We start from the raw sequence: 21186 nt of genomic DNA on the forward strand, positions 1-21186 counted from the left end.
GAGGCGGGCGCGACGAATGGACAGTTGATCAGGATTGGGTGCGCCATCATCGTGTCGATGAGCTGCTCATCCGACAAAGACGGATCGTCGAGCGGCAGTTCAGAGTAGGGTCTGCCCTTCTCGCGCGCCGAAAGCCCCGGCGATATAATGATTGTATCAATGACGAATGTGCACACAACCGTGGGACGATGTCTGCTGGAGGTAGCGACTTGCCGACCAATCATCGCGATCAGAGCATGCAATGGGCACAAGTGAGCAATGCGGTGCGGTCGCCAAGCACCTCTTTGCCGATGGCCGACGCACTCCGGAATAACAATTCCGGCCTGCTGCCGCCTGCGAGATGCGCCGGCCTCTGGAAAATTTCGCGATCGGCTCCAATATCTGAAAGGTCATCTCAACCTGCTTTGATATTGGAGGATCAGAGTCAGATGGATCGGTATTTCCTCGACTTGGCAATCGATGAAGATCAACTGAAAATGCTCCAGCGCGTGTTTCGACACGCCTGTTCCAGCAATGAACTGGCGCCGGATAGTGAAGAGGCGAATACGCTAGGGGCGTCGCTCATTCAGATCTACCAGCGCGGCGTTCGCAGCGAGCTTGCGCTCATGCAGATGCTTGGCAGCGACGATCGGCGCGTGAGCGTGAACGATCGGGATCCGGCCCCGAGCTGACGTTTGAATAGGGCTTGCTAACGCGCGAGGCGGTGCCGCTTCGCCGCAATGGCGGGCAGGCGCCACTGTGATGGATCGGCTGAAAGGAATGGGGCTACGGACGTTGCTGTCCATGGCCTCCGGTCAGATGTGCTCGGGCATGACCATCCGGTGGATTGTCGCGTTTTGTCGCCATGGCTCAATTCCTTTCCACTCCTTAGCTTCCGCAGGCGACCCGGAACGATCAGTCGATGGATTGACGGATGAAATCCGTGGTGACGCTGCCACCAATGGCGGAACTTGCCGATGTGATTGTCGTTCCCGCGCGGCGAGCTGGATCGCGCAATTGTCGCAAGAGCTTGGATGGCTAAGGGAAGGCGCCTTCGATATCGGCTTCGGTTAGCCGGCAGGTAATGTCGGGTTGAAGGCGGCAACCACGCTGGTGAGGGGCGCTCGATGCCGGGGGTCGTCAGCAGACGGCTTTCGGCGGCGCGGTAAGCCCGTGCCGCCATCGGTAGTAGAAGATGCCGTGGCAAACGGCATGTCTTGTGGGCTGTCGCGGTCAGTCTGTAGCGAAGCAGTAAAAGAGGCCGTCGCCGCCTGTTCCCTTGAAGGCTTCCTGGGTGCAGCCGCCGCGGGTCGCATGCGAGGCGTTCCAGGACTTGGCTTCGGCGCTATCGTTCAGGCCGGTTCGGTCGCTGTGGCCGACTATGGCCGCGCCGTCGGCCGCGCCCAGGGTCCAGTTGCCGCAGGTCTCCGGCGCGGCGGTGCCGTCCGCCTTGGAGCCGGTCAGAATGTCGTGCCGGTTCGGCGTGTCGCCGCGGCCGTTGATGACCTCGCCCTTTTCGTTGAGTGCGGTTTGCTTCGTCAGGTTGTTCTTGTCGCTATGCAGGGAGGCGACATCGTCGGCGATCTTTTCGCCCTTGGCGTTGTACCACGGGCCGGCGCCGATACGGTCCTTGGCGTTTTCCGCGTCGGTGGAAAGATAGGCCTTCCAGGTCTTGCCGGTCGCGCCGCTCGCCGTGGCCAGCGTGTTGCAATAGGCGTCGGCACCGGCAAGACCGCCAAGATCGCCGCCCTTGCCCGGGTTCGCACTGGTGACGAAGAAACTCATCGTCGTGTCCTGGGCGTAGGCGCCAACGAGCGAACAGGCCAGAGCGGCCGCGACAAGTATGAGCCTGCGTTTCATGGCGTTTCCTCCCGGTGCGATTTGAACCGGATGAAGCCTAGAGGCAGCAAGGATTGGAGTAAAATCGAAATCTTGTGATCCGTCCGCCGACAGGAGGCTTCGCGATCTCCATTCGACGTTCCGGCCAAAGGGGAACATTCTTGTCGGCCCACCTTTGCGTCGGCTCCGGTTGCCAACGCAGAAAATGTGAAGGGAAGGGCCCGTTTCGGCGCAAAAAGGAGTTTGCGCCTGGGTCATGCCGGGCATGCGCCCGGATGACCGCAGGCAGCCTGTGCAAGAGACAGGCCAGTAAATCTCGGCTCAGTTCAGCCTGAGGTCGATGCCGGGATGGAGCTTCTTGAGGTTGGGCAGAGACTTCGACTGCCACGGGATCTCGGAGGTTCCGCGCACGGTCAATTGCACGTTCGGACGGTTGCGGGCCTCGATCGTCAGTTTTGCGAGCAGGTTGATCCCGGACGAGTTCAGGAACTGCAACTCCGTCAGGTCGATCGTCATGCGATCGGGCTCGGCCTCAAGCACGCCCATGGCAAGGGAGAAGATCGGGGCATAGGCCTCCGTGCCGGGAAGGCGCATGGTTCCCTCGAAGTGTATGTCATTGCCCTCGGACCAAATGCGGTAGTCCTCGTCCTTGATTTCCATATTCACCTGCTTATCAGTTCGAGATATCGGGGACGGGGATCGAGGCGTAGGTCTCGAGCGCGATGCCGCCGCCGTCGCCGTTGGGTCCGAAAACCCAAGCGAAACGAACGCCATAATCGCTCATCAGTGTTAAAAGACCAAGTCCCGATCCGCTCTTGCCTGTGCCGATTGCGTTGGCTTCGATGCGTTCGATCAGAAGGTCGCCCGGATCACCCGTCGTGATCTCGGAAAGCAGATCCTGGAAGCGGGCTGCAGTCTCGCCGTCGACGAAGTTCGACACCTTGGCACGGAAGTTGCTGTCGTCGATCGAGACCTCGACCACGATGCCGCCGGCAGTACGGAACTTGACCGCGTTTTCGACCAGTTCGTTTGTCAGGTAGCCGATATTATGGCGAACTTCCTTGTAGGCGTTGCGCGAGGCGCGGTAGCGCATGGCGATCAGTTCGGCGACAAAATCCGAGGCGATGGCACAATGTTTCCAGCTCAGATTGAGCTGGCCATCAAACAGGCGCAGCCGCGTCACACTTTCGTTGGCACCCCTGGTCAGGTCCGCCGGTCCGTACAAAGTCGTCATCTGCTCACCTGTGTCTCATGACCACGAGGGTAATATCGTCGTGTATTTTCTGCTCGCCGATATGCGCCATCAAGTCTTCGATGATGCCCGTTTTCGCGTCTTCGGCGCTGCGTCCGTAGAACTGCCGCGCACTGTCGCAAAGCCGCTCGATGCCGAACAACTCGCCCGCCGCGTTTTCTGCCTCGGTCACACCATCCGTGTGCAGGATGATCATGTCGCCGCGGGCAAAGGCGACTTCGCGCGTGGCGACGAAACGCGAGATATCGGACTCCAGACCGATCGGCAAGCCCAGATCCAGGGTATCGATGCGCTCCACCTCTTGGCTGTTGCGAACGACGATCAGCTCCTCATGCTGCCCGGAAAGCGTCAGGCGGGCGCCATCGTAATCGAGGAATGCGAGGGAAAGATGCTTGTCGGTGTTGGTGCGCACGATGTTCTTGTAGATCGCCCGGTTCAAGCGGTTTAGGAACTGGTTGGGATCCATGTCGCCGGCTTCCTGCAAGGCACGGGCGACGGACTGGACCATCAGCATCAATACGCCGCTTTCAAGGCCGTGGCCGGTCACGTCGCCGATGCCGATCTTCAACCGTGCGCCATCGCGCAGGACATCGTAATAGTCGCCACCCACTTCGTCGGCGGGGCGCATATAGGCGGCAATTTCGAGTTCTGCGATCTCGTCGAGCTCGCCGGCTTTCGGCAGCACCATCATCTGGATTTGCCGGGCGACCGCCAACTCGGCGCCCAGGCGCAGGTTCTCGCTGCGCAATTGCTCATTCAGGGCGGAGATCTGCTGATTGGCCTCCTCGATCTGCTTCGTGCGTTCTTCGACGAGATGCTCGAGGTTCTCGGTGTGGAAGCTGATCTCTTCGGCCATCCGGTTGAAGGCCGTGCCGGCTTCGCCCACTTCGTCGCGCGTCGAGATCGGCACACGCACCGAGTAGTCCTTCGCCTGGATGCGCTTGGCGGCGCCGGCAAGCGCACTGACGCCGGCGGTCACGCGTTTGGAGATGCCGAATACCGCCGCCGTCACGAACAGCAAGGACGCAAGCAGCGCCAGGATCTGATAGGCGAGAATGCGGTTGGTCGCCTGCGAGATGCCGGCCTGGGCGGCAAACAGCGACGCATAGATTTCCCGCTCGGGAACCACGATGCCGAGCGACATCGTCTCCTTGCGCACCGGGCCGGACTTCCAGAAATTCTCCGGCAGCAGCTGCTTCAGGAGAACGAGATAGGGCACTTTCTCGCCGGCCTCGTCGAGCATGACGCGTTGGATCACACCGTCCTGCCCGAGCGGTAGTTGCGCAATGGCCGCCTGGGCACTCTTGCGCAGCGAGCGGTCGGCACCGGTCACGCCTTGTGTGCCGGTATCGCTTGACGTCTGCAGCCCGATCGTCTTTTCGCCGGCCGGATTGATGGCGAGCACATTGCCGTCCGACATTGCCAGGAAGCCAAAACCGCTTTCGGCGACCTTGACGTTCTGCACGACCTCGGCCAGCTGATCGAGCGTGATGTCGGCGCCGGCGGCGCCTGCCACGGCCTTGCGGTCGCGGGACCACAGCGGCTGGAAGAAGCTGACGATGAGCTTGCCGGTGATCGCGTCGGTATAGGGCGCCGTCTGGGTGATATCGCTCGACACCGGCCTGAGGTTCGGATCCTTCGCCCATTGCTCCCAGGATTCATAGATGCCAGGAAAGAAGAACGTCCAGAATTCCGCCTGATTGTGACCGGGATAAAGCCGATCGAAGGTCTGCGCCTGGTCCGTGTAGGGCGCGGTCCGGAAAATCGGCCGCTCCTTGGGGCCGATGTAGTACATCTGCAGTTTGGAGCGCCCGCTTTCCAGCAGACTCGGCGCAACGAGGTCGAGCACCGCGCTGTTCTCAATGTCGGCCTGGACATCAGGAAGCGGGTGGTGATCCGGCCCCAGGAGATATCCCCAGACGCTGACCACCGAGAGCGGACCCGGCAGGTTCTGTGCCCAGCCGCCCTTCTCATCGTAGACGACGGTGACAGCACCTGGTGCACCGCGGGCGAGGGCCTCGCCGACCTGCGACTTGCGAACCGGCCGATCGATCTGCGATTGCAGAACGCCTGCAAGCGTTCCGACGTCGGTGTGAACCTGGCCGAGAAGGAGGTTGACGCGGGCGGCGGTCGATTCCGCGTAGGACCGCATAAAGTCCTGGTTGGCCTTCTGCAGGCCTTGGCCGACTTCCGTTGCCGCATCCCGCGACAACCTCTGCACGTTCCAAAGGGCAAGGCCGCCGGTCACCAGCAGGTCGAACAGCACGGCGCCGCCGACAACGAGCACGAACTTGGCGCGGAAGGATCTCAAGCCAAAGCGGAAGCTTGGTGCACTGGAACCATTCATGTCGGCTTGCGCCCCGATGCGACCCAGATCGGCCAGCCGGCATAACCCTTGGGGTGCAACGCGGCAAAGATGTGGTCCCTGAAGCCCTGCCGGAAGCGTTCGATGAACTCCGGCGGATCACCGCGCCGGACAGCCATTTCGCCGGCATAGACGTTTTCCCAGGCCGCGATCACGTCGGCGAAGTCCTGCGGCTCTCCGTCATGGTTCGTGACCATGAACGATTCCACCAGGATATCGTCGAAACCCGCATCGGCGAGATAGCGCCGGCTCTTCGGTCCGAGTTCGACATCCATATCAAAGTGCCTGAATAGTTTGGCGACCTCGTTGTAAGTCCACTGGATGCTTTGAGCGCGGGGCTCGCCAAGGCAATGCGAGTTCTTTTCATTGGTGATGTAGACGCGGCCGCCGGGTTTGCAGATCCGGTAGAGTTCCTTCAGGAGCAGTTCCCGTTCGTTGAAAATCTGCAGCGAGTGGCGGCAGCTGACGAAATCGAACTGATTGTCCTCAAGCAGCATCTCCGAGGCATCGCCATAGGTGTATTCGATATCGGTGATGCCGAAGTTGGTCGCCACTTCCCGCGCATAGGCAAGGCTGGCCTTGGAATGATCGAGGGCGACGATCCGCGCCGGCTGAAACTCCTTCTGGACGAGAACGGCAAAGTCGCCGATGCCGCAGCAGACGTCGGCCATCGCAATGCCGGGCCGCAGCCCGTGCCGAGGCAGGATCGAACGCTCGTGGCGCCAGGTCATCTTCGTCTGGGTTCTGAGAATCGGGATGAAGCTGGTGTCCTCGACAAAGCTCTGTCCGGGATAGAATGTCGAATCGTAGACCTCGACGGTAATCTGCGGCTCGATTTCGTTGAGATGACCGAACATTCTGGTAGCCCAGCCGACGACGCTCGACGTCACGATCACCACGCGCAAGTCGGCGCGGGCGCGGCAGGCATCAAGGGCAACCCGCACGAAGGCATGGAATGCGGTGTTGTTCATCTGGATCAGGCGTTTCACGTCGACGTAGAGCACGCCGCGCACGCCGTCGATCGCCTCCTTGAGCATTGCGATGCTATCGGCGATCTCGTCGACCGACCGCGGCCGGATGACGCCGGCGAGCGAAAACACCTGGCTGTTGGCGTCGAACGCCGCCTTGAAGCTGGGGGAAAGGCCTGAGACGCTCAACTCACCAGCCCTTCCAGCGGCAGATCGACGATCAGCGTGACGGCGGGGGATGTGCTTTCCTCAATGCGGATGCTCGCGTCGAAATTGATGGCGAGATCGAGCAGGATGGATTCGCGACTGGGCGCCATGTCTGTCGATATCGAATCGAGATAGCGGGCATGCGCATCGCTGCGATCAACCTTCGACACGGCCTCGCGGTAGAACGGGACCTGTTCGGGTGGGCATGGAAAGGTGATTTGAACCCGCTCAATCGGGCCATGCCGGTAGATAGCCAGACCGATGTGACCACTGGCTGCGCCGCTGCGGAAGGAAACTTCAAGCAGTTCGTTGAGCGCCGACGAGAAGAAGTTCGAATGCCTTACCGGATCAGCCCTGTTGTGGCTGATCATCCGGGCCAGGTAGCTGGAGAGATGGTCGCAATGCTGCCACTCCGAAAGAAATGTTCCCATCTCCATTTCGAACTGGAGCAAGGGCTCAAAAATCGCTTCAGCTGGAACACTGTTACCGACGTCCATGCTTGCTTTGTCCTCCATCTGCGGAACTTTGCCACGGCCCACAGGCACTTTCTAGGCTGATTTATTAGGCATTCAAACTGGTGAGCGGCAATGCGGCCCTTGCGCCGGTGGCCGATCCGACAGCAGAGCTCCCCGCCGTGTTATGATATTTCCATCGTCGACGATTGGCGCAAGTAGCTGTCGATTGCGTTGGGCGGCATCGGAACACCAAGGAAATAGCCCTGCAATCGATCGCAGCCTTCGTGGTCCAGCCATAAGGCCTGCGCCCGCGTTTCGACGCCTTCCGCGGTCACTGCCATTCCCAGCCCGTGCGCGAGCGCGATTATCGAACGTACAATCACCTGGCTCTTCTCGTCGTTCTCCAGATCCTTGATGAAATAGCGGTCGATCTTGATCGTGTCGAACGGGAAGTTCTTGAGATAGCTCAGCGATGAATAGTAGGTGCCGAAATCGTCGAGCGAGATCTGAATGCCGAGTACGTTCAGCGTATTGAGCGTGTCGAGATTGTTGGTCGTCTTCTCAAGCAGAACCGATTCAGTGACTTCGAGTTCGAGCCGGTCCGCCCGCAATCCGACCATATCCAGCGTCTGCGACACGCGATCGGTGAAGCCGTCGTGCAGGAACTGCGCCGGAGACAGGTTGACCGCTACGGTAAAGTGCGATGGCCATTTGGTCGCTTCGCGGCAGGCCTGCTCAAGCACCCACTGGCCGATATCGCTCATCAGTCCATCGGCTTCGGCCATCGGCACGAAGACATTGGGCGGAATGATGCCCACCAAAGGATGACGCCACCGCACCAACGCCTCGAAACCGACAATGGTGAAAGGTGGCTTCACCAGAGGCTGATACTCGATGGAGAACTGGTTTTCCTGAAGCGCGGTGCGCAGGCTCCGGCGCAGCATTTCCCGTTGTTCCAGCACGATCAGCATTGAACGGCTGAAGGTTTTGGCGCGGCCGCGGCCCTCCTTCTTGGCCGCATAAAGGGCGATGTCGGCGGCTTTCATCAACTGTTCGCCCTCGTTGCCATCGGGCGGCGCAACGGCGATGCCAATGCTCGCACCGACGAACGCCGAAATGCCGTCGATTGTGAAAGGCTCCTTGAAGGCGTTGACCACAGCATTGGCCAGTCGCTCGGCTTCCATAGGCTGATCGGCGTCACGCTGAATGATCGCGAATTCGTCTCCGGCAAGCCGGTAAGCGACCTCCCCGTCGCGCAGCACCCCGCGGATGCGTTCGGCTGCCATCCTCAGTACCGCATCACCGGCACCGTGTCCGAGTGTATCGTTGATCGGTTTGAAGTCGTCGAGGTCGATCTGCATCAGCGCCGGCTTCTTTTCATGAACCGCCGGCAACACGCTTCGCAGATCATCACTGAACTGACGCCGATTGGGCAAACCAGTCAGGGCATCGTGCGTCGCCTGGTGAAGCAGCAGCGCACGCTCGTTTTCGCCCTGGCTCGCGGCTTCCCGGCGGACCGATGCCCCGTCCGTCTCGATGACGCCGATGCCATTTCCGGCGCGAAAGACAAGCAGTGTCCGCCGCGATCGACTGGGCGCATCGATGATTTCGATGCTGCGCGGAACGCCATTGGCAAGAACGGACTCGGCCATTGCCTTCGAGACTGGTTCCAACAATTCGGGGTAGACGTGCCAGAGCGTTGCATCGACCAGTTCAGCCACCTCGTAGCTTCGCTGAAGTGCGACCGAGGCCCCGACGAGATGAAGGGCCTCGTCATAAAGCGAGATGACTTCATCGGTATTGCCAAGGACGGCATCGTCCACGGACGATGCAGCAGACAACGTCGAGTCAGTGCCTGACATTCTAGCCTTTCCCTTTCCGTCGCGGTTTCAACTGGACCGCCTGCGGCCATCGATATGCTCGAGACGCTGGTGCTCGAAATACATGATCGTGCTCTATTTCAGTCGATCCTCATGCATAGCTATCGCGAAAAGTGTCGCGGTCAATGCTGCTCGCTTATGGTGCGACCGGACGCCGAAGCTCCGAGCGTCGAACTGGGTGTACAAGCACAGGGATCTTCTCTGTTCGGTTGCAATTCTGTAGCTCTTTCTATCACTTGCGGACGACGCAGGCAATTTTCGTGCGACTCGATGAGCATAGCGATATCTAGCGATCTGATGGCTTCGCTCAACGGTCATGGCTAAAATAGTGTTATCTTGCCAACAGCGCGGATCGTGAGCATTAACCATTTTTGGTTGGACCGGCAGGACGTTGCAATGGTTTTGCGCATCACGCAAACGCCTGGCAGCTCACGCGCTCGATCCGTTTCCACGCCAGACAGTGAAACGCTTAGGCCAAGCCCATAACTCCAGGTTATGCGGCTCTGCAATTTTTGTCGTCTGCCGAGCGGGCGTCGAATCGTTATGGTGTTCCACAAGAAAAGAACGGGAACGACTGTCGTTCGCCCCGCCGCGCACGACAATCATCAGACACATTCAGCGACAGGACGCGGCCTACCCGGCGCAGGGTCGATCCGTGCCTGCAGTGGAGCGAAATCGTCATGGATGGCGCTGTCTTGCACTTGGGGAGTGGCAAACCGACAATGACTGAGGACGATGCTCTGGCCGCCAACCGGATGCCTTCCGCAAAAGGCCAGGCGCGAAAGCCGCTTATCAAGCTCGACAAGCTGAGCAAACACTACGGTAACCACACGGTGCTCGACGGCATCGACCTTGAGGTGATGCCCGGCGAAGTGCTGGCGATCATCGGCCCGAGCGGCTCCGGCAAGAGCACGCTGCTGCGCTGCATCAACTACCTCGAGCCGCCGGATGGCGGTCATGTCACCATCGGCGACATCTCGCTCAACGCGGCCGCACCCGCCGGGCGATCGGAGCTTTCGACCTTGCGCCGCAGCGTCGGCATGGTCTTCCAATCCTTCAACCTCTTTCCGCACATGACCGTGCTGAGAAACGTCAGCCTGGCGCAGGAGCGCGTTCTCGGACGCAGCCGCAAGAGCGCCGACGAACGGTCGATGCAGTTGCTGAAGCGCGTCGGGCTGGCCGACAAGGCGGAGCAATATCCCGGCCGCTGTTCCGGCGGCCAGCAACAGCGCATCGCCATTGCGAGAGCGCTTGCGCTCGACCCTGAAGTCATGCTCTTCGACGAACCGACCTCGGCGCTTGACCCTGAACTCGGCCTCGAAGTCCTCGCCGTGATGCGGGAAGTGGCAGAAACAGGCATGACGATGATCGTCGTCACCCACGAAATGAGCTTTGCCGAGAATGTTTCCGACACGGTGATGATCATGGCCGATGGCAAGATCATCGAGAAGGGACCGTCTGCAGACGTCATGCGCAATCCGCAGCAGGAGCGTACGAAACGCTTCCTTCGGGCGGTGCACGACCGATGAGCGCGGCCGACATCTTCGCCATATTGCGCGGGCTTCCCTGGACCGTCGCCCTGACGCTCGGCGCCTTTCTGGCCGGCGCGGTGCTCGGAGTTCCACTGGTGGCGGCGCGGCAGAGCCGCATCCTGCCGCTGCGTTTCGTGGCCATGGTCTTCATCCAGATCGTGCGCGGCATTCCGCCGATCCTTTGGCTGTTCATCATCTTTTTCGGCTTGGGAATGAGCGTCTTCCCGATCAGCCCGTTCAACGCGGCCCTGGCCGGGCTCGGGCTAATCGCCGCTGCCAACATGGCTGAAATTTACCGTGGTGCGCTTGCCTCCATCCACTTTGGCCAATGGGAGGCGTCATCGGCGCTGAACCTTGGTCGCTGGTCCACACTGACGGACGTCGTCGCGCCTCAGGCCTTCCGCGTCGCCTTGCCTTCGGCCGCGAGTTACCTGATCGGCTTGATGAAGGAGACGGCCGTGGCTTCGACCATCGGCGTCAGCGAACTCGCTTTCCAAGGCAACCAACTGTCGCAGCTGACATTCCGCGGTCTCGAAGTCTTCGCTCTGGTCGGCATGTTCTACATCCTCCTGAGCCTGCCGGTCGCCTGGCTGTCGCGCGTCGCCGACAGCTATCTGCAAGCAAAGGTGGCCCGCTGATGTTGCCGAGCTACGACGAACTCTCCGCCTGGCTGCCCGATCTCCTGTCGGGGTTGTCGATCAGTCTGCAGGTCACGGTGCTCAGCCTCTTGATCGGCATTCCGTTCGGGCTGCTGCTTGCCCTTGGCGTCCTTGCCAAGAGCCGGCCGACGAAGATTCTCGCGCTGTTCCTGGTCGAGGTCGGCCGGGGCGCACCGGCGCTGGTGCTGCTCCAGTTCATCTATTTCGGCCTGCCGACATCAGGCCTGACGCTCGGGTCCTTCACTGCAGCCGTCATTGCACTTGCCTGGAACACCGGCGCCTATACCAGCGAGATCATTCGCGCCAGCCTGCAGTCGATCCCGCATGGCCAGCGCGAGGCCGCGGTCGCAATCGGTCTCAATCGACTGGATGCCTTGCGTTATGTCCTGCTGCCGCAGGGGCTGCGTGTCGCATTGCCGGCGCTGCTCGCCTTCTCGATCCTGATCTTCCAGGGCACGTCGCTGTGTTTCACCATCGCGCTGCCGGAACTCGTCAGCCGCGCTTATGAAATCGGCTCGAACACGTTCCGCTATTTCCCGGCGCTGGTTGCCGCCGGCGTCCTCTACGCTTCGATCTCCATCCCCGCCGCTCTCCTCGTCAGCCATGTCGAAAAGCGCGCCGGCTCCTATGCGCAACGCTGAACCAACACCACGAAAGGGCATTCAGGCATGACCATATTTGCGAGCAAAACCCGCCTTCTGCTGACCGGCATCGCCGGCGTCCTCGTATCGAGCCAGGTGGCGCTTGCGCAGGATTGCACCCCGAAGCACACCTTTGCCACCATAGAAGAGGGCACGCTGACGGTTGCCGTCACCACCTACGTTCCGCATTCCTACCTTGATGACGCCGGCAACATGAAGGGCATCGACGGCGATATCGCCGCGGAATTCGCCAAGCGCGAATGCCTGAAGGTGAAGGCGGTTGCCGTCGATCCGGCCGCTGCCATCCAGTACGTGCTTTCGGGCCAGGCCGATATCGCCACCGGCGACTGGTACCGCACCGCCGAGCGCGCCAAAGTCATGAACCTCTCGGCTCCGCTCTATACCGACCAGATGGCGATCTATTCCAAGGACGGCTTCGCCACTGTCGGTGACCTTGAAGACAAGCAGGTCGGCACGGTGCAGGGCTATCTCTGGGTCACCGACCTGAAGGCCATGCTCGGTTCCAAGCTGAAGCTCTATCCGAACTCGGTCAACATGCAGCAGGACCTGTTCTCCGGCCGCATCGATGTGGCCGTGGATGGCTACTCGACAGGCGTCGTCGCTGAAAAGAGCGGGGCGCTCAAGGACGTCAAGGTCAAGGTTGCTGCCTCCGACGATCGGGTGAGGGCGACCAAGGAAGCTGCGCAGGCAGCCTTCCCCTATTCCTTCAACGCCAAGGAACTGGGCGTCGCGCTGGATGCCGAGATCGAGGCGATGCATGCGGATGGCACCATCGTTAACGTCCTGAAGTCCTACGGCCTCGATGGCACGGCCGCCGAAACCGGCGCGCCGCGTCTGGTCCAGTAAGACCATCGACGGGAGCCGCACCAGGCTCCCGTTCCCCTCGGCGGGCGTGCCGATTTGAGAACAATTTGATATTGGAGACAAGACGATGACTGTCCACTCAGTCACGCGGAGGACGCAGTCCTGGTATGGAGAGTCGATCGGCATCCTGATCCTCGATGCGGCATATCCTTGCGTGCCCGGCAATGTCGGCAACGCCACAACTTATGACTTTCCCGTGCGCTTTCAGGAGGTGCGCGGCGCCTCTATCGATCGGTTGCTCAACCAACGGGATCCGGCCCTTCGCGATGTCTTCATCGAGGCGGCGGTCGAGTTGCGGAACCGGGGCGTCAAGGCGATCACCGGCGCCTGCGGTTTCATGGCGTATTTCCAGGAAGAGGTCGCAGCCGCCGTCGATATCCCGGTGTTCCTGTCGAGCCTGATGCAGATCCCGTTCATGCATGCGGTAGCCGGCGGCAGCGTCGGCATCATCACGGCCAATGCGGCGCGGCTGACGCCGCGGCATTTCGAGGCGAGCAACGTGCCGGGACATATCCCGCTCGCCATCGCCGGCATGGAAGGGCAGAAAGAGTTCCGCGAGGCCATTCTCGAAGAGAAAGGCACGCTCGACAGTGCTCAGATCGAACGAGAAGTCACCGAGGTCGCTCGCAAGCTCGTCGAGGATAACCCGGATGTTCGTTCCATTCTGCTCGAATGCAGCGACCTGCCGCCCTATGCTCATGCGGTGCAGGCGGCGACCGGTCGACCGGTCTTCGACTTCATAACCATGATCAACCATGTCCAGCAAGGCGTCGCCCGCAGGAGCTATCACGGTCGCATGTGACCGGGGCCGAGGGCAGGGCGCGCGACAAATCAGGAACTACCGATGTCCATGGACCACTATTACCTTCTCGGCCGCTCGGGCTTGCGGGTCAGCCGGCTCGCGCTCGGAACGATGACCTTCGGCAATGGCGGCATTCGCGGTATCGGCGGCTCCTGGGGATCGGACGAGGATGCCGCGCGCGCGATCTTCAACCGCTACCTCGAGGTCGGCGGCAACTTCATCGACACGGCCGATTCCTACGCGGCCGGTGTCAGCGAGGAACTGATCGGCAAATTCGTCGCTGAGGCTGGCATACGCGACCGGGTGGTGATCTCGACGAAATTTTCCAACAGCCTGGAGCCCGGCAATCCGAATGCCGGCGGAAACGGCCGCAAGAACCTGATGCGCGCCCTCGATGCTTCGCTGCGGCGGCTGAAGACGGATTACATTGACCTCTATCTGCTGCACACCTGGGACCGGATCACGCCTGCGGAAGAGGTCATGCGGACGTTCGACGATCTCGTGCGCGCCGGCAAGATCCGCTATGCCGGGCTTTCCGACGTGCCCGGTTGGTATGCGGCGCGCGCGCTGACCTGGGCGGAGGCCCATGCATTGACGCCGCCGATCTGCCTGCAGCTTCCTTATTCGCTGGCCGAGCGCAGTATCGAAAACGAATTCGTGCCGCTTGCCCAGGCACTCGGCCTCGGCATCACCGCCTGGAGCCCGCTCGCCATGGGGCTGCTCTCCGGCAAGTATCGCGCCGGCCAGCAGGTCGCGGGACGGCTTTCGCTCGACACATCCGGCAGCGGCCTCGGTCTCTTTACCGAGCGCAACATGCGCATCGTCGCGGCACTGGAAGCGGTGGCCGGCGAGACCGGCCGCAGCATGGCGCAAGTCGCGTTGAACTGGGTGGTGACGCAGCCCAGCGTCGGTGCCGCCATCATTGGCGCAAGCCGGATCGAACAACTCGACAACAATCTGGCCGCACTGGATTTTGCGATCCCCGCCGAATTGCGCCAGCAACTGCAGGCGGCAAGCGCGGTCGAGCCCGTCTACCCCTATTCGCTGTTTGCCGACGATTACCAGGCCGGCATCCTCAATGCCGGGGTCGCGGTTGGCGACAAGCCGCGCAGATACTACAGCGAGACCTTTCTGCCCAAGGTCACCGACTATGTATTCGGCCAGCCGAAATCCAAGAACTGAGCCGCAACAGCGCGCCATTCCGGCCAGCGCTATCACGAAAGGAAAGAGGCATGACCGTGATGCCCGCAAACCTGACACCAACAGGCACTGCTGCCTCGTTCGTCCTGACACTTGCCTGCGACGATCAGCCCGGTATCGTCGCGGCCGTGACGACCGAGCTTGCGGCGATCGGCGGCAACATCGTCGAAAGCAATCAGTTTCGCGACGTCGAGAGCAACTGCTTTTTCATGCGCATTGCTTTTACCGGTCCTGCCGGCATGTCGCGCGAGGGCGTCGAGCGGTCGTTGAAGCCGGCGATCGATCGCTTCGGCATGAGGGCCACGATTGCCGATGCGACAAGGCGCCCGAAGATCATCGTAATGGTCTCCAGGTTCGACCATGCGCTGCTGCATCTGCTCTACCAGATCCGCGTCGGCTGGCTGAATGCCGAGGTGGTCGCCATCGTTTCCAATCATGACGACAGTGCGAGAACCGCCGAACTCGGAGGCATTCCTTATCACAATTGGAAAGTGACGAAGGACAACAAGGCCGAACAGGAGCAGCGGTTGATCGACCTGGTGCGCGAGACCGAGGCCGACCTCGTCATTCTCGCCCGCTACATGCAGGTCCTCTCCGACAATCTGTCGAACCGGCTCTACGGCAGGATCATCAATATCCACCACTCGTTCCTGCCGTCCTTCAAGGGCGCCAAGCCCTATCACCAGGCCCATGCGCGTGGCGTCAAGCTGATCGGAGCGACCGCCCACTACGTCACGCCCGACCTCGACGAGGGCCCGATCATCGAGCAGGAGACGGAGCGCGTCAGCCATGCGATGAGCGCCGAGGATTTCGTCGCCACCGGCCGCGATATCGAAAGCCGGGTTCTCGCTCGGGCGGTGAAGATGCACCTGGAAAACCGCGTCATGCTCAACGGCCACAGGACGGTGGTCTTTACACAGTGACGGCGACGTTATCATTGTCATGATTGATGGAAGCTGCGGGAAAAGACCAAGCGATACCCCGCACGAAGGACTTGAACGATGCTGAACGACCCGCGCTCCCATGGACTTTGGGAAAAGACCGCCCCGCAACCGCCGATAACCAGTCCCCTTGCAGCCGACGCATCCGCCGATGTGGTGGTCGTCGGCGGCGGCTTCACCGGCATTTCGGCCGCTCTGCATCTGGCGGAAGCCGGCCGCCGGGTCATTGTTCTGGAAGGTGCCGAGATCGGCTTCGGCGGCGCAGGCCGCAATGTCGGCCTGATCAATGCCGGCATGTGGGTGATGCCTGACGATCTGCCGGGCGAACTCGGCGACGTCCACGGCGAGCGGCTGCTCGATCTGCTCGGCAACGGGCCGCGCGTGGTGATGGAACTAATCGACAAACATGCGATCGCGTGTGAACTGGAGCGCAACGGCACGCTGCACTGCGCCGTCGGCAAAGCCGGCCTGAAGGAAATCGAGGACCGCGCGTCGCAATGGCAAAAGCGCAGCGCGCCGGTCGAGCTTCTAAGCGCGGCCGAGACGGCCGCTCGGATCGGCACGACCGCCTACGCCGGCGCGCTTCTCGACAGACGGGCGGGGACCTTGCAGCCGCTTGCCTATGTCCGCGGCCTGGCGCACGCGGCCGTTCGTGCCGGCGTTGTGCTGCACACATCAAGCCGGGTCGTTTCCACCGAACGGGTCGGCAGCCGCTGGAAAGTGGCGACGGACAGTGCGTCGGTGACGGCGGACTGGATCATCGTCGCGACTGATGCCTATAGCACCGGTCCATGGGAGCGGGTGCGGACCGAACAGGTCTATCTTCCCTATTTCAATCTTGCGACGCGGCCGCTCGCACCTGACTTGCTTGCGAGCATTCTGCCCAATCGCGAGGGCGTATGGGACACGAAGGAGATCCTTTCCTCCTTCCGTATGGACAAGGCGGGAAGGCTGGTGTTCGGAAGTGTCGGCGCCTTGCGCAACGGCGGTGCGGCCGTCCACAAGGCCTGGGCCCGGCGTTCGCTTGCCCGGCTTTTCCCGCAACTGGGCAAGGTCGATTTCGAATGCGAATGGTACGGCCAGATCGGCATGACCACCAATGCACTGCCACGCTTTCACCGGTTCGCGCCGAATGTCGTCGGTTTCTCCGGCTACAACGGGCGCGGCATTGCGCCGGGAACGGTTTTCGGCCGTGTGCTGGCGCGCCACATCCTGGGGGAAATCGCCGAGGCGGAGCTGCCGTTGCCGATCAGCGACCCGAGCGACCCGCCGATGCGGCGTCTCAAGGAGGCCTATTACGAGGCCGGAGCCCAGGTCGCGCATTTCGTCGGCGAGCGCTTCTGATCAGCCGTCTCGCCGTCAATCCTCGGCGAAGATGTCGGCGTCGGCGTTCTGCTCCATCAGCCAGTCGCGAAAGATCTCGGTGCCCCGCTTCGGCGGGCGCTGGGCCGGCATGACGATGTGGATGCTTTGCCCCGAGTGATAGCTCGCCCGGATCGGGCAGACGAGTTTGCCGGCCTTCAGGTGGTCGTGCACCAGATGCTTCCAGCCGAGCGCAACCCCTTGGCCGAGCACGGCTGCCTCGATCGAATTCAGCGCATCGGTAAAGACGAAGTCCTGCGTCAGCTTGGCGGCCGAGACTTCATTGCGCTCGAGATATTCCCGCCAACCCACACGTGAGCGATGCCGCTCCTCGAAATGCAGGAGCGTGTGGTTGAGCAGGTCGGCCGGGGTCTCGATCGGCCCGTGTTCCTTCAGATAGGCGGGGCTGCAGACCGGCCACACTTCCTCGGTGACGAAATGCCAGGCGTGAATGCCTGGCCATTTGCCGGTCCCAAGCCTGGCGGAAAGGTCGATATCTTCCTCCAGCAGGTCCTGATCGTCGCGGCTGCTTTCGGCAATGCGCAAGGCGATATCCGGATACTGCGCCTTGAAGGCTTTCAGCCGAGGCAGAAGCCAGAGCTGCACGAAGGATGCGGAAAACGAGACGCGCACGATATCGCGCGAGTGCTTCTGCCGGAGCGACGAGATCACCATGTGCAAGTGATCGAAGGCTTCCTGCGTTTCCTTGTAGAGCCGCTTGCCCTCGGCCGTCAGCTCCAGCCGGGCGTGTTCGCGGCGGAAGAGTTTGAGGCCTGTCGCCTCTTCCAGCAGCCGGATTGTCTTGCTGACCGCCGGCTGGCTGACATTCAGCTCCTCCGCCGCACCGGTAAAGCTCTGCCGCCGGGCGGCGGCCTCGAAGACGAAGAGATAGTTGGCAGAGGGGACGAGCGAGCGAAGTCTATGCATAAACTGAGGTTATGTCCCCGGACAATTTTTAGCAAGATTACAAGCGCGTCGGCCGTTTGTAAGTTGCTGAAAATTCCACATAAGGGAACGACTTCATGCAAACTCATGCTCGGGCCGTTGTCATCGGCGGCGGTTGCGTCGGCGCAGCTATTCTCTACGGTCTGACGAAGCGCGGCTGGACCGACGTCGCGCTGCTCGAACGCACGCAACTGACGGCAGGTTCGACCTGGCATGCCGCCGGCCTCATTCCGTCTTATGCCCGCAGCATCAATATCGGCCGGATGATCGCCAAGACCATCGAGATCTACGAGGGTCTCGAAGCCGAAACCGGCCAGCATGTCGGCTGGCACAAATGCGGCCAACTGCGCATCGCCAATACCCGTGACCGTTTCGACGAGTACAAGAGCTACATGAGCGTCGCCGAGGTTCAAGGCATCCGCGCCGAGCTCGTGTCACCGGCAGAAGCCCGCGCGCTCTGGCCGCTGCTCGAAAACAACAAGGAGATGCTCGGCGCGCTCTACCATCCCGATGACGGTCACATCGCGCCGGCCGACGTCACCCAGGCGATGGCCAAGGGTGCACGTGATCGCGGCGCCAAGATCTATCTCAACACCGAGGTGCGCGGTTTCGAGCGCATGCCGAGCGGGGAGTGGAAGATCAAGACCAATCAGGGCGAGATCATCTGCGAACACATCATTTCGGCCACCGGCAACTATGCGCGCCAGACCGGCGCCATGCTGGGGCTCGAAATCCCGGCGATCCCAATCGTCCATCAATACTGGATCACTGATGCGGTCCCTGAAGTGATCGAGCGCAAGCGCCAGGGCCTGCCCGAGATGCCGATCCTGCGCGACGAGGGGTTTGAGGGCTACCTTCGCGAAGAGGGCGACGGCCTGATGTTCGGGCCCTACGAGAAGACCGAGCACCTGAAGCTGTTTGCCGAGAACGGCGTGCCGGAATGGTTCGGCGCCGACCTGCTTGAAGAGGATTTCGATTCGGTCGCCTGGAACTGGGAGCGGGCGATGGACCTCGTGCCGGCGCTCGGCCGTGTCGGCATCAAGGCAAATGTCCGCGGTCCCTTCCAGATGACCGCCGACGAGCTGCCGCTGGTGGGACCGGCCTGGGGGCTCGACAATGTCTGGATCGCCGAAGGCGTGCCCGGCGGCATCCTGTGGGGCGGGGCGATCGGCTACTACCTCTCCGAGCGCATCGTCGAAGGCGGCAACAGCCTCGACACCTCCGAGCTCGATCCGCGCCGCTTCGGCGACTACGCCAACAAGAACTGGACGCGCGAGAAGGTGCGCGAGGCCTGGGGCACCCATGCCGAGCAGCATTATCCCGGCCAGGACATGCCGGCCGCCCGCCCGCAAAAGACAGCGCCCTCCTATGATCGCCTGACTGAGAAAGGTGCCGTCTGGAGTGTTCTCAACGGCTGGGAAATGCCAAACTGGTTTGCGCCCGAGGGCGTGGAGGCCAAGGACCAGTACAGCTGGCGCTGGACCGAGAAGGGCAAATATGTCGGCGAGGAAGTCCACGCCGTGCGCAACGCCGTCGGCCTCGTCGAAATGACGCCGATGACCAAGTTCGAGGTCAGCGGCCCGGGCGCGAAAGCCTGGCTCGACGGCATTCTTGCCAATCGGCTGCCGAAAACCAGACGCGTCAACCTCAGTCATCATCTGACGCCGAAGGGCGGCGTGCAGGCCGAATATGTCGTCGCCCGTCTGGAAGACGGACTGTTCTACCTGATCTCGACGCCGCGGGCCGAGCGCTGGAATTTCGACGACCTGTCGAAGCTGCTTCCAAAGGACGGCAGCGTGCAGCTTCGCAACGTCACCAACGATCGCGGCTGCTTCACCATCGTCGGGCCGAAGGCGCGTGACGTGCTGCAGTCTCTGACCGAGATCGATCTCTCCAACGAGGCGTTCCCGTGGTTCGGCGTCCAGTCAGGCACGGTGGGGCTCGCCAGCGACGTCCGTCTGCTGCGCGTCAACTACGAGGGCGAGCTCGGCTGGGAGCTTTATCACCCGCTCTGCTACCAGCGACACCTGCTCGATGCGCTGCTTGCCGCCGGCGAGGCGCATGGCCTCCGGTTGATCGGTCTGCAGGCGCTGGAATCGCTTCGGCTCGAAAAGTCCTACCGCGCGATGTACCGCGATATGAACCCGGAGCTCAGCGCCTGGGAAAGCAGCCTCGATCGCTTCGTGCGCCTCGACAAGGGGGAATTCATCGGTCGCGATGCGCTGATAAAGGCTAAGGAAGAGGGCGTTGCCCGCCGCTCCGTTACCCTCGCGATCGATACCGACGGCGCAAGTTCGCTGATATACGAGGGCGTCTATCATCAGGGCAAGCTGGTCGGGCGCATCACCTCCGGCGGCTATGCCTACACGCTCGGCCATGATGTCGCGTTCGCATTGCTGCCGGTCGAACTCGGCGTTCCGGGAACGGAACTCAAGGTCCCGATCCTCGGCGAGAGGCGCAAGGCCCGCGTCATTGCTGAATCGCCTTACGATCCCGAAGCCAAGCGCGGCCGTATGTAACGGCCGTCAGCAGACAACGAAAATTGCCGGAAAGGGTTGGTCATGAAAATTCTCGTAACCGTTAAGCGGGTGGTTGACTACAACGTCAAGATCCGGGTGAAGGCGGACGGCTCGGGTGTCGAGCTGGCGAACGTGAAGATGTCGATGAACCCGTTCGACGAGATCTCGGTGGAAGAGGCGCTGCGGCTGAAGGAAGCCGGCAAGGCCGACGAGGTCGTCGTCGTGTCGGTCGGTCCGGCCAAGGCCGAAGAGACGCTGCGCACGGCGCTGGCCATGGGCGCCGACCGGGCGATCCTGGTCGAGACCGACGACCAGGTCGAGCCGCTGGCTGTCGCCAAGATCGTCAAGGGCGTGGCCGAAGCCGAACAGCCGGGGCTGATCATCGTCGGCAAGCAGGCGATCGACGATGACAGCAACCAGACCGGCCAGATGCTGTCGGCATTGCTCGGCTGGGCCCAGGGCACCTTTGCCTCCAAGGTTGAGATCGGTGACGGCAAGGCAACGGTGACGCGTGAAGTCGATGGCGGCCTGCAGACGATCGACATCAAGCTGCCGGCGGTGGTGACCACCGACCTGCGGCTGAACGAGCCGCGCTATGCCTCGCTGCCCAACATCATGAAGGCGAAGAAGAAGCCGCTCGACAAGAAGACACCCGCCGACTTCGGCGTCGACACGACGGCGCGGTTGAAGGTGCTGAAGACCGAGGAGCCGGAAGGCCGCAAGGCCGGCATCAAGGTCAAGTCGGTGGCCGAGCT

19 protein-coding genes and 1 pseudogene are annotated in these 21186 nt (G+C 61.7%); 11 read left to right on the forward strand and 9 right to left on the reverse strand.

All coding sequences use genetic code 11. The features are described from left to right. Positions 1-11: 11 nt before the first annotated feature. Positions 12-125 (reverse strand): annotated as a pseudogene (locus tag ABIE33_RS14270) (ArsC/Spx/MgsR family protein); the annotation flags it as partial. Between the two features lie 84 nt (positions 126-209). Between ABIE33_RS14270 and ABIE33_RS14275 the strand changes: the two are divergent. Further along, complete coding sequence (locus ABIE33_RS14275; RefSeq protein WP_429125937.1) at positions 210-671, forward strand: hypothetical protein; 462 nt, start codon at positions 210-212, stop codon at positions 669-671. Positions 672-1212: 541 nt separating this feature from the next. Here ABIE33_RS14275 and ABIE33_RS14280 read toward each other — a convergent pair. From ABIE33_RS14280 to ABIE33_RS14310, 7 genes are all read right to left on the reverse strand, one after another. After that, positions 1213-1839 carry a hypothetical protein gene (locus tag ABIE33_RS14280; RefSeq protein WP_429125939.1) on the reverse strand — a complete coding sequence of 209 codons (627 nt, stop codon included), beginning with the start codon at positions 1837-1839 and terminating at the stop codon, positions 1213-1215. Positions 1840-2139: 300 nt separating this feature from the next. Then, positions 2140-2478: a slr1659 superfamily regulator gene (locus ABIE33_RS14285; protein ID WP_025428303.1), complete on the reverse strand. Its 339-nt coding sequence runs from the start codon at positions 2476-2478 to the stop codon at positions 2140-2142. Positions 2479-2491: 13 nt separating this feature from the next. Beyond that, positions 2492-3052, reverse strand: coding sequence for a slr1658 superfamily regulator (locus ABIE33_RS14290; RefSeq protein WP_429125941.1), 561 nt, complete (start codon positions 3050-3052; stop codon positions 2492-2494). A gap of 4 nt (positions 3053-3056) precedes the next feature. Further along, a complete protein-coding gene (locus ABIE33_RS14295; RefSeq protein WP_429125943.1) occupies positions 3057-5417 on the reverse strand; it encodes a SpoIIE family protein phosphatase in 2361 nt (786 codons plus the stop codon). Next, a complete protein-coding gene (locus tag ABIE33_RS14300; RefSeq protein WP_429125945.1) occupies positions 5414-6592 on the reverse strand; it encodes a methyltransferase domain-containing protein in 1179 nt (392 codons plus the stop codon). Before ABIE33_RS14300 ends, ABIE33_RS14295 begins: the two co-directional genes overlap by 4 nt. Beyond that, entirely contained in the window at positions 6589-7107 is a 519-nt protein-coding gene (locus tag ABIE33_RS14305) for a ubiquinone biosynthesis methyltransferase UbiE (protein ID WP_429125947.1), read from the reverse strand. The genes ABIE33_RS14300 and ABIE33_RS14305 overlap by 4 nt, the downstream gene beginning before the upstream one ends. Before the next feature lie 140 nt (positions 7108-7247). Beyond that, on the reverse strand, positions 7248-8927 hold the full coding sequence (locus ABIE33_RS14310) for a putative bifunctional diguanylate cyclase/phosphodiesterase (protein ID WP_429125949.1): 1680 nt from the start codon (positions 8925-8927) through the stop codon (positions 7248-7250). Between the two features lie 773 nt (positions 8928-9700). Here ABIE33_RS14310 and ABIE33_RS14315 point away from each other — a divergent pair. From ABIE33_RS14315 to ABIE33_RS14350, 8 genes are all read left to right on the forward strand, one after another. Continuing rightward, positions 9701-10474, forward strand: coding sequence for an amino acid ABC transporter ATP-binding protein (locus ABIE33_RS14315; RefSeq protein ID WP_429125986.1), 774 nt, complete (start codon positions 9701-9703; stop codon positions 10472-10474). Then, positions 10471-11115, forward strand: coding sequence for an amino acid ABC transporter permease (locus ABIE33_RS14320; RefSeq protein ID WP_429125951.1), 645 nt, complete (start codon positions 10471-10473; stop codon positions 11113-11115). Before ABIE33_RS14315 ends, ABIE33_RS14320 begins: the two co-directional genes overlap by 4 nt. Then, positions 11115-11777, forward strand: a complete 663-nt coding sequence (locus ABIE33_RS14325) for an amino acid ABC transporter permease (protein WP_429125953.1) — start codon at positions 11115-11117, stop codon at positions 11775-11777. The genes ABIE33_RS14320 and ABIE33_RS14325 overlap by 1 nt, the downstream gene beginning before the upstream one ends. Positions 11778-11804: 27 nt before the next feature. After that, positions 11805-12644, forward strand: coding sequence for a transporter substrate-binding domain-containing protein (locus ABIE33_RS14330; protein ID WP_429125955.1), 840 nt, complete (start codon positions 11805-11807; stop codon positions 12642-12644). 85 nt (positions 12645-12729) lie between these two features. Then, positions 12730-13464: an aspartate/glutamate racemase family protein gene (locus tag ABIE33_RS14335; RefSeq protein WP_429125957.1), complete on the forward strand. Its 735-nt coding sequence runs from the start codon at positions 12730-12732 to the stop codon at positions 13462-13464. Positions 13465-13506: 42 nt separating this feature from the next. Next, positions 13507-14646 (forward strand): aldo/keto reductase, encoded by a 1140-nt coding sequence (locus ABIE33_RS14340; protein ID WP_429125958.1) that lies wholly within the window; start codon positions 13507-13509, stop codon positions 14644-14646. A gap of 50 nt (positions 14647-14696) precedes the next feature. Further along, entirely contained in the window at positions 14697-15587 is an 891-nt protein-coding gene (purU, locus tag ABIE33_RS14345; RefSeq protein ID WP_429125960.1) for a formyltetrahydrofolate deformylase, read from the forward strand. Positions 15588-15665: 78 nt separating this feature from the next. Continuing rightward, positions 15666-16949, forward strand: coding sequence for an NAD(P)/FAD-dependent oxidoreductase (locus tag ABIE33_RS14350; protein WP_429125962.1), 1284 nt, complete (start codon positions 15666-15668; stop codon positions 16947-16949). Between the two features lie 15 nt (positions 16950-16964). Here ABIE33_RS14350 and ABIE33_RS14355 read toward each other — a convergent pair whose 3' ends face one another. Beyond that, positions 16965-17894: a LysR substrate-binding domain-containing protein gene (locus ABIE33_RS14355; protein WP_429125964.1), complete on the reverse strand. Its 930-nt coding sequence runs from the start codon at positions 17892-17894 to the stop codon at positions 16965-16967. A 95-nt stretch (positions 17895-17989) separates the two neighbouring features. Between ABIE33_RS14355 and ABIE33_RS14360 the strand changes: the two genes are divergently transcribed. Together ABIE33_RS14360 and ABIE33_RS14365 are read left to right on the forward strand one after the other, a co-directional pair. Then, entirely contained in the window at positions 17990-20431 is a 2442-nt protein-coding gene (locus tag ABIE33_RS14360; RefSeq protein ID WP_429125966.1) for a GcvT family protein, read from the forward strand. A 42-nt stretch (positions 20432-20473) separates the two neighbouring features. Beyond that, positions 20474-21186 (forward strand): electron transfer flavoprotein subunit beta/FixA family protein (locus tag ABIE33_RS14365; protein WP_429125967.1); only part of this gene is annotated, 713 nt, incomplete at its 3' end.

It is taken from the genome of Ensifer sp. 4252, assembly GCF_050434565.1.
Classification (GTDB): domain Bacteria; phylum Pseudomonadota; class Alphaproteobacteria; order Rhizobiales; family Rhizobiaceae; genus Ensifer.

Excerpts from the sequence above, each read along its gene's own strand:
- ABIE33_RS14360 (WP_429125966.1), top strand. The coding sequence starts at position 17,990 with ATGCAAACTCATGCTCGGGCCGTTGTCATCGGCGGCGGTTGCGTCGGC.
- ABIE33_RS14295 (WP_429125943.1), bottom strand. The coding sequence starts at position 5,417 with ATGAATGGTTCCAGTGCACCAAGCTTCCGCTTTGGCTTGAGATCCTTC.
- ABIE33_RS14335 (WP_429125957.1), top strand. The coding sequence starts at position 12,730 with ATGACTGTCCACTCAGTCACGCGGAGGACGCAGTCCTGGTATGGAGAG.
- ABIE33_RS14330 (WP_429125955.1), top strand. The coding sequence starts at position 11,805 with ATGACCATATTTGCGAGCAAAACCCGCCTTCTGCTGACCGGCATCGCC.
- purU (WP_429125960.1), top strand. The coding sequence starts at position 14,697 with ATGACCGTGATGCCCGCAAACCTGACACCAACAGGCACTGCTGCCTCG.
- ABIE33_RS14280 (WP_429125939.1), bottom strand. The coding sequence starts at position 1,839 with ATGAAACGCAGGCTCATACTTGTCGCGGCCGCTCTGGCCTGTTCGCTC.
- ABIE33_RS14340 (WP_429125958.1), top strand. The coding sequence starts at position 13,507 with ATGTCCATGGACCACTATTACCTTCTCGGCCGCTCGGGCTTGCGGGTC.
- ABIE33_RS14315 (WP_429125986.1), top strand. The coding sequence starts at position 9,701 with ATGCCTTCCGCAAAAGGCCAGGCGCGAAAGCCGCTTATCAAGCTCGAC.
- ABIE33_RS14285 (WP_025428303.1), bottom strand. The coding sequence starts at position 2,478 with ATGGAAATCAAGGACGAGGACTACCGCATTTGGTCCGAGGGCAATGAC.
- ABIE33_RS14320 (WP_429125951.1), top strand. The coding sequence starts at position 10,471 with ATGAGCGCGGCCGACATCTTCGCCATATTGCGCGGGCTTCCCTGGACC.
- ABIE33_RS14290 (WP_429125941.1), bottom strand. The coding sequence starts at position 3,052 with ATGACGACTTTGTACGGACCGGCGGACCTGACCAGGGGTGCCAACGAA.
- ABIE33_RS14350 (WP_429125962.1), top strand. The coding sequence starts at position 15,666 with ATGCTGAACGACCCGCGCTCCCATGGACTTTGGGAAAAGACCGCCCCG.
- ABIE33_RS14305 (WP_429125947.1), bottom strand. The coding sequence starts at position 7,107 with ATGGACGTCGGTAACAGTGTTCCAGCTGAAGCGATTTTTGAGCCCTTG.
- ABIE33_RS14325 (WP_429125953.1), top strand. The coding sequence starts at position 11,115 with ATGTTGCCGAGCTACGACGAACTCTCCGCCTGGCTGCCCGATCTCCTG.
- ABIE33_RS14310 (WP_429125949.1), bottom strand. The coding sequence starts at position 8,927 with ATGTCAGGCACTGACTCGACGTTGTCTGCTGCATCGTCCGTGGACGAT.
- ABIE33_RS14355 (WP_429125964.1), bottom strand. The coding sequence starts at position 17,894 with ATGCATAGACTTCGCTCGCTCGTCCCCTCTGCCAACTATCTCTTCGTC.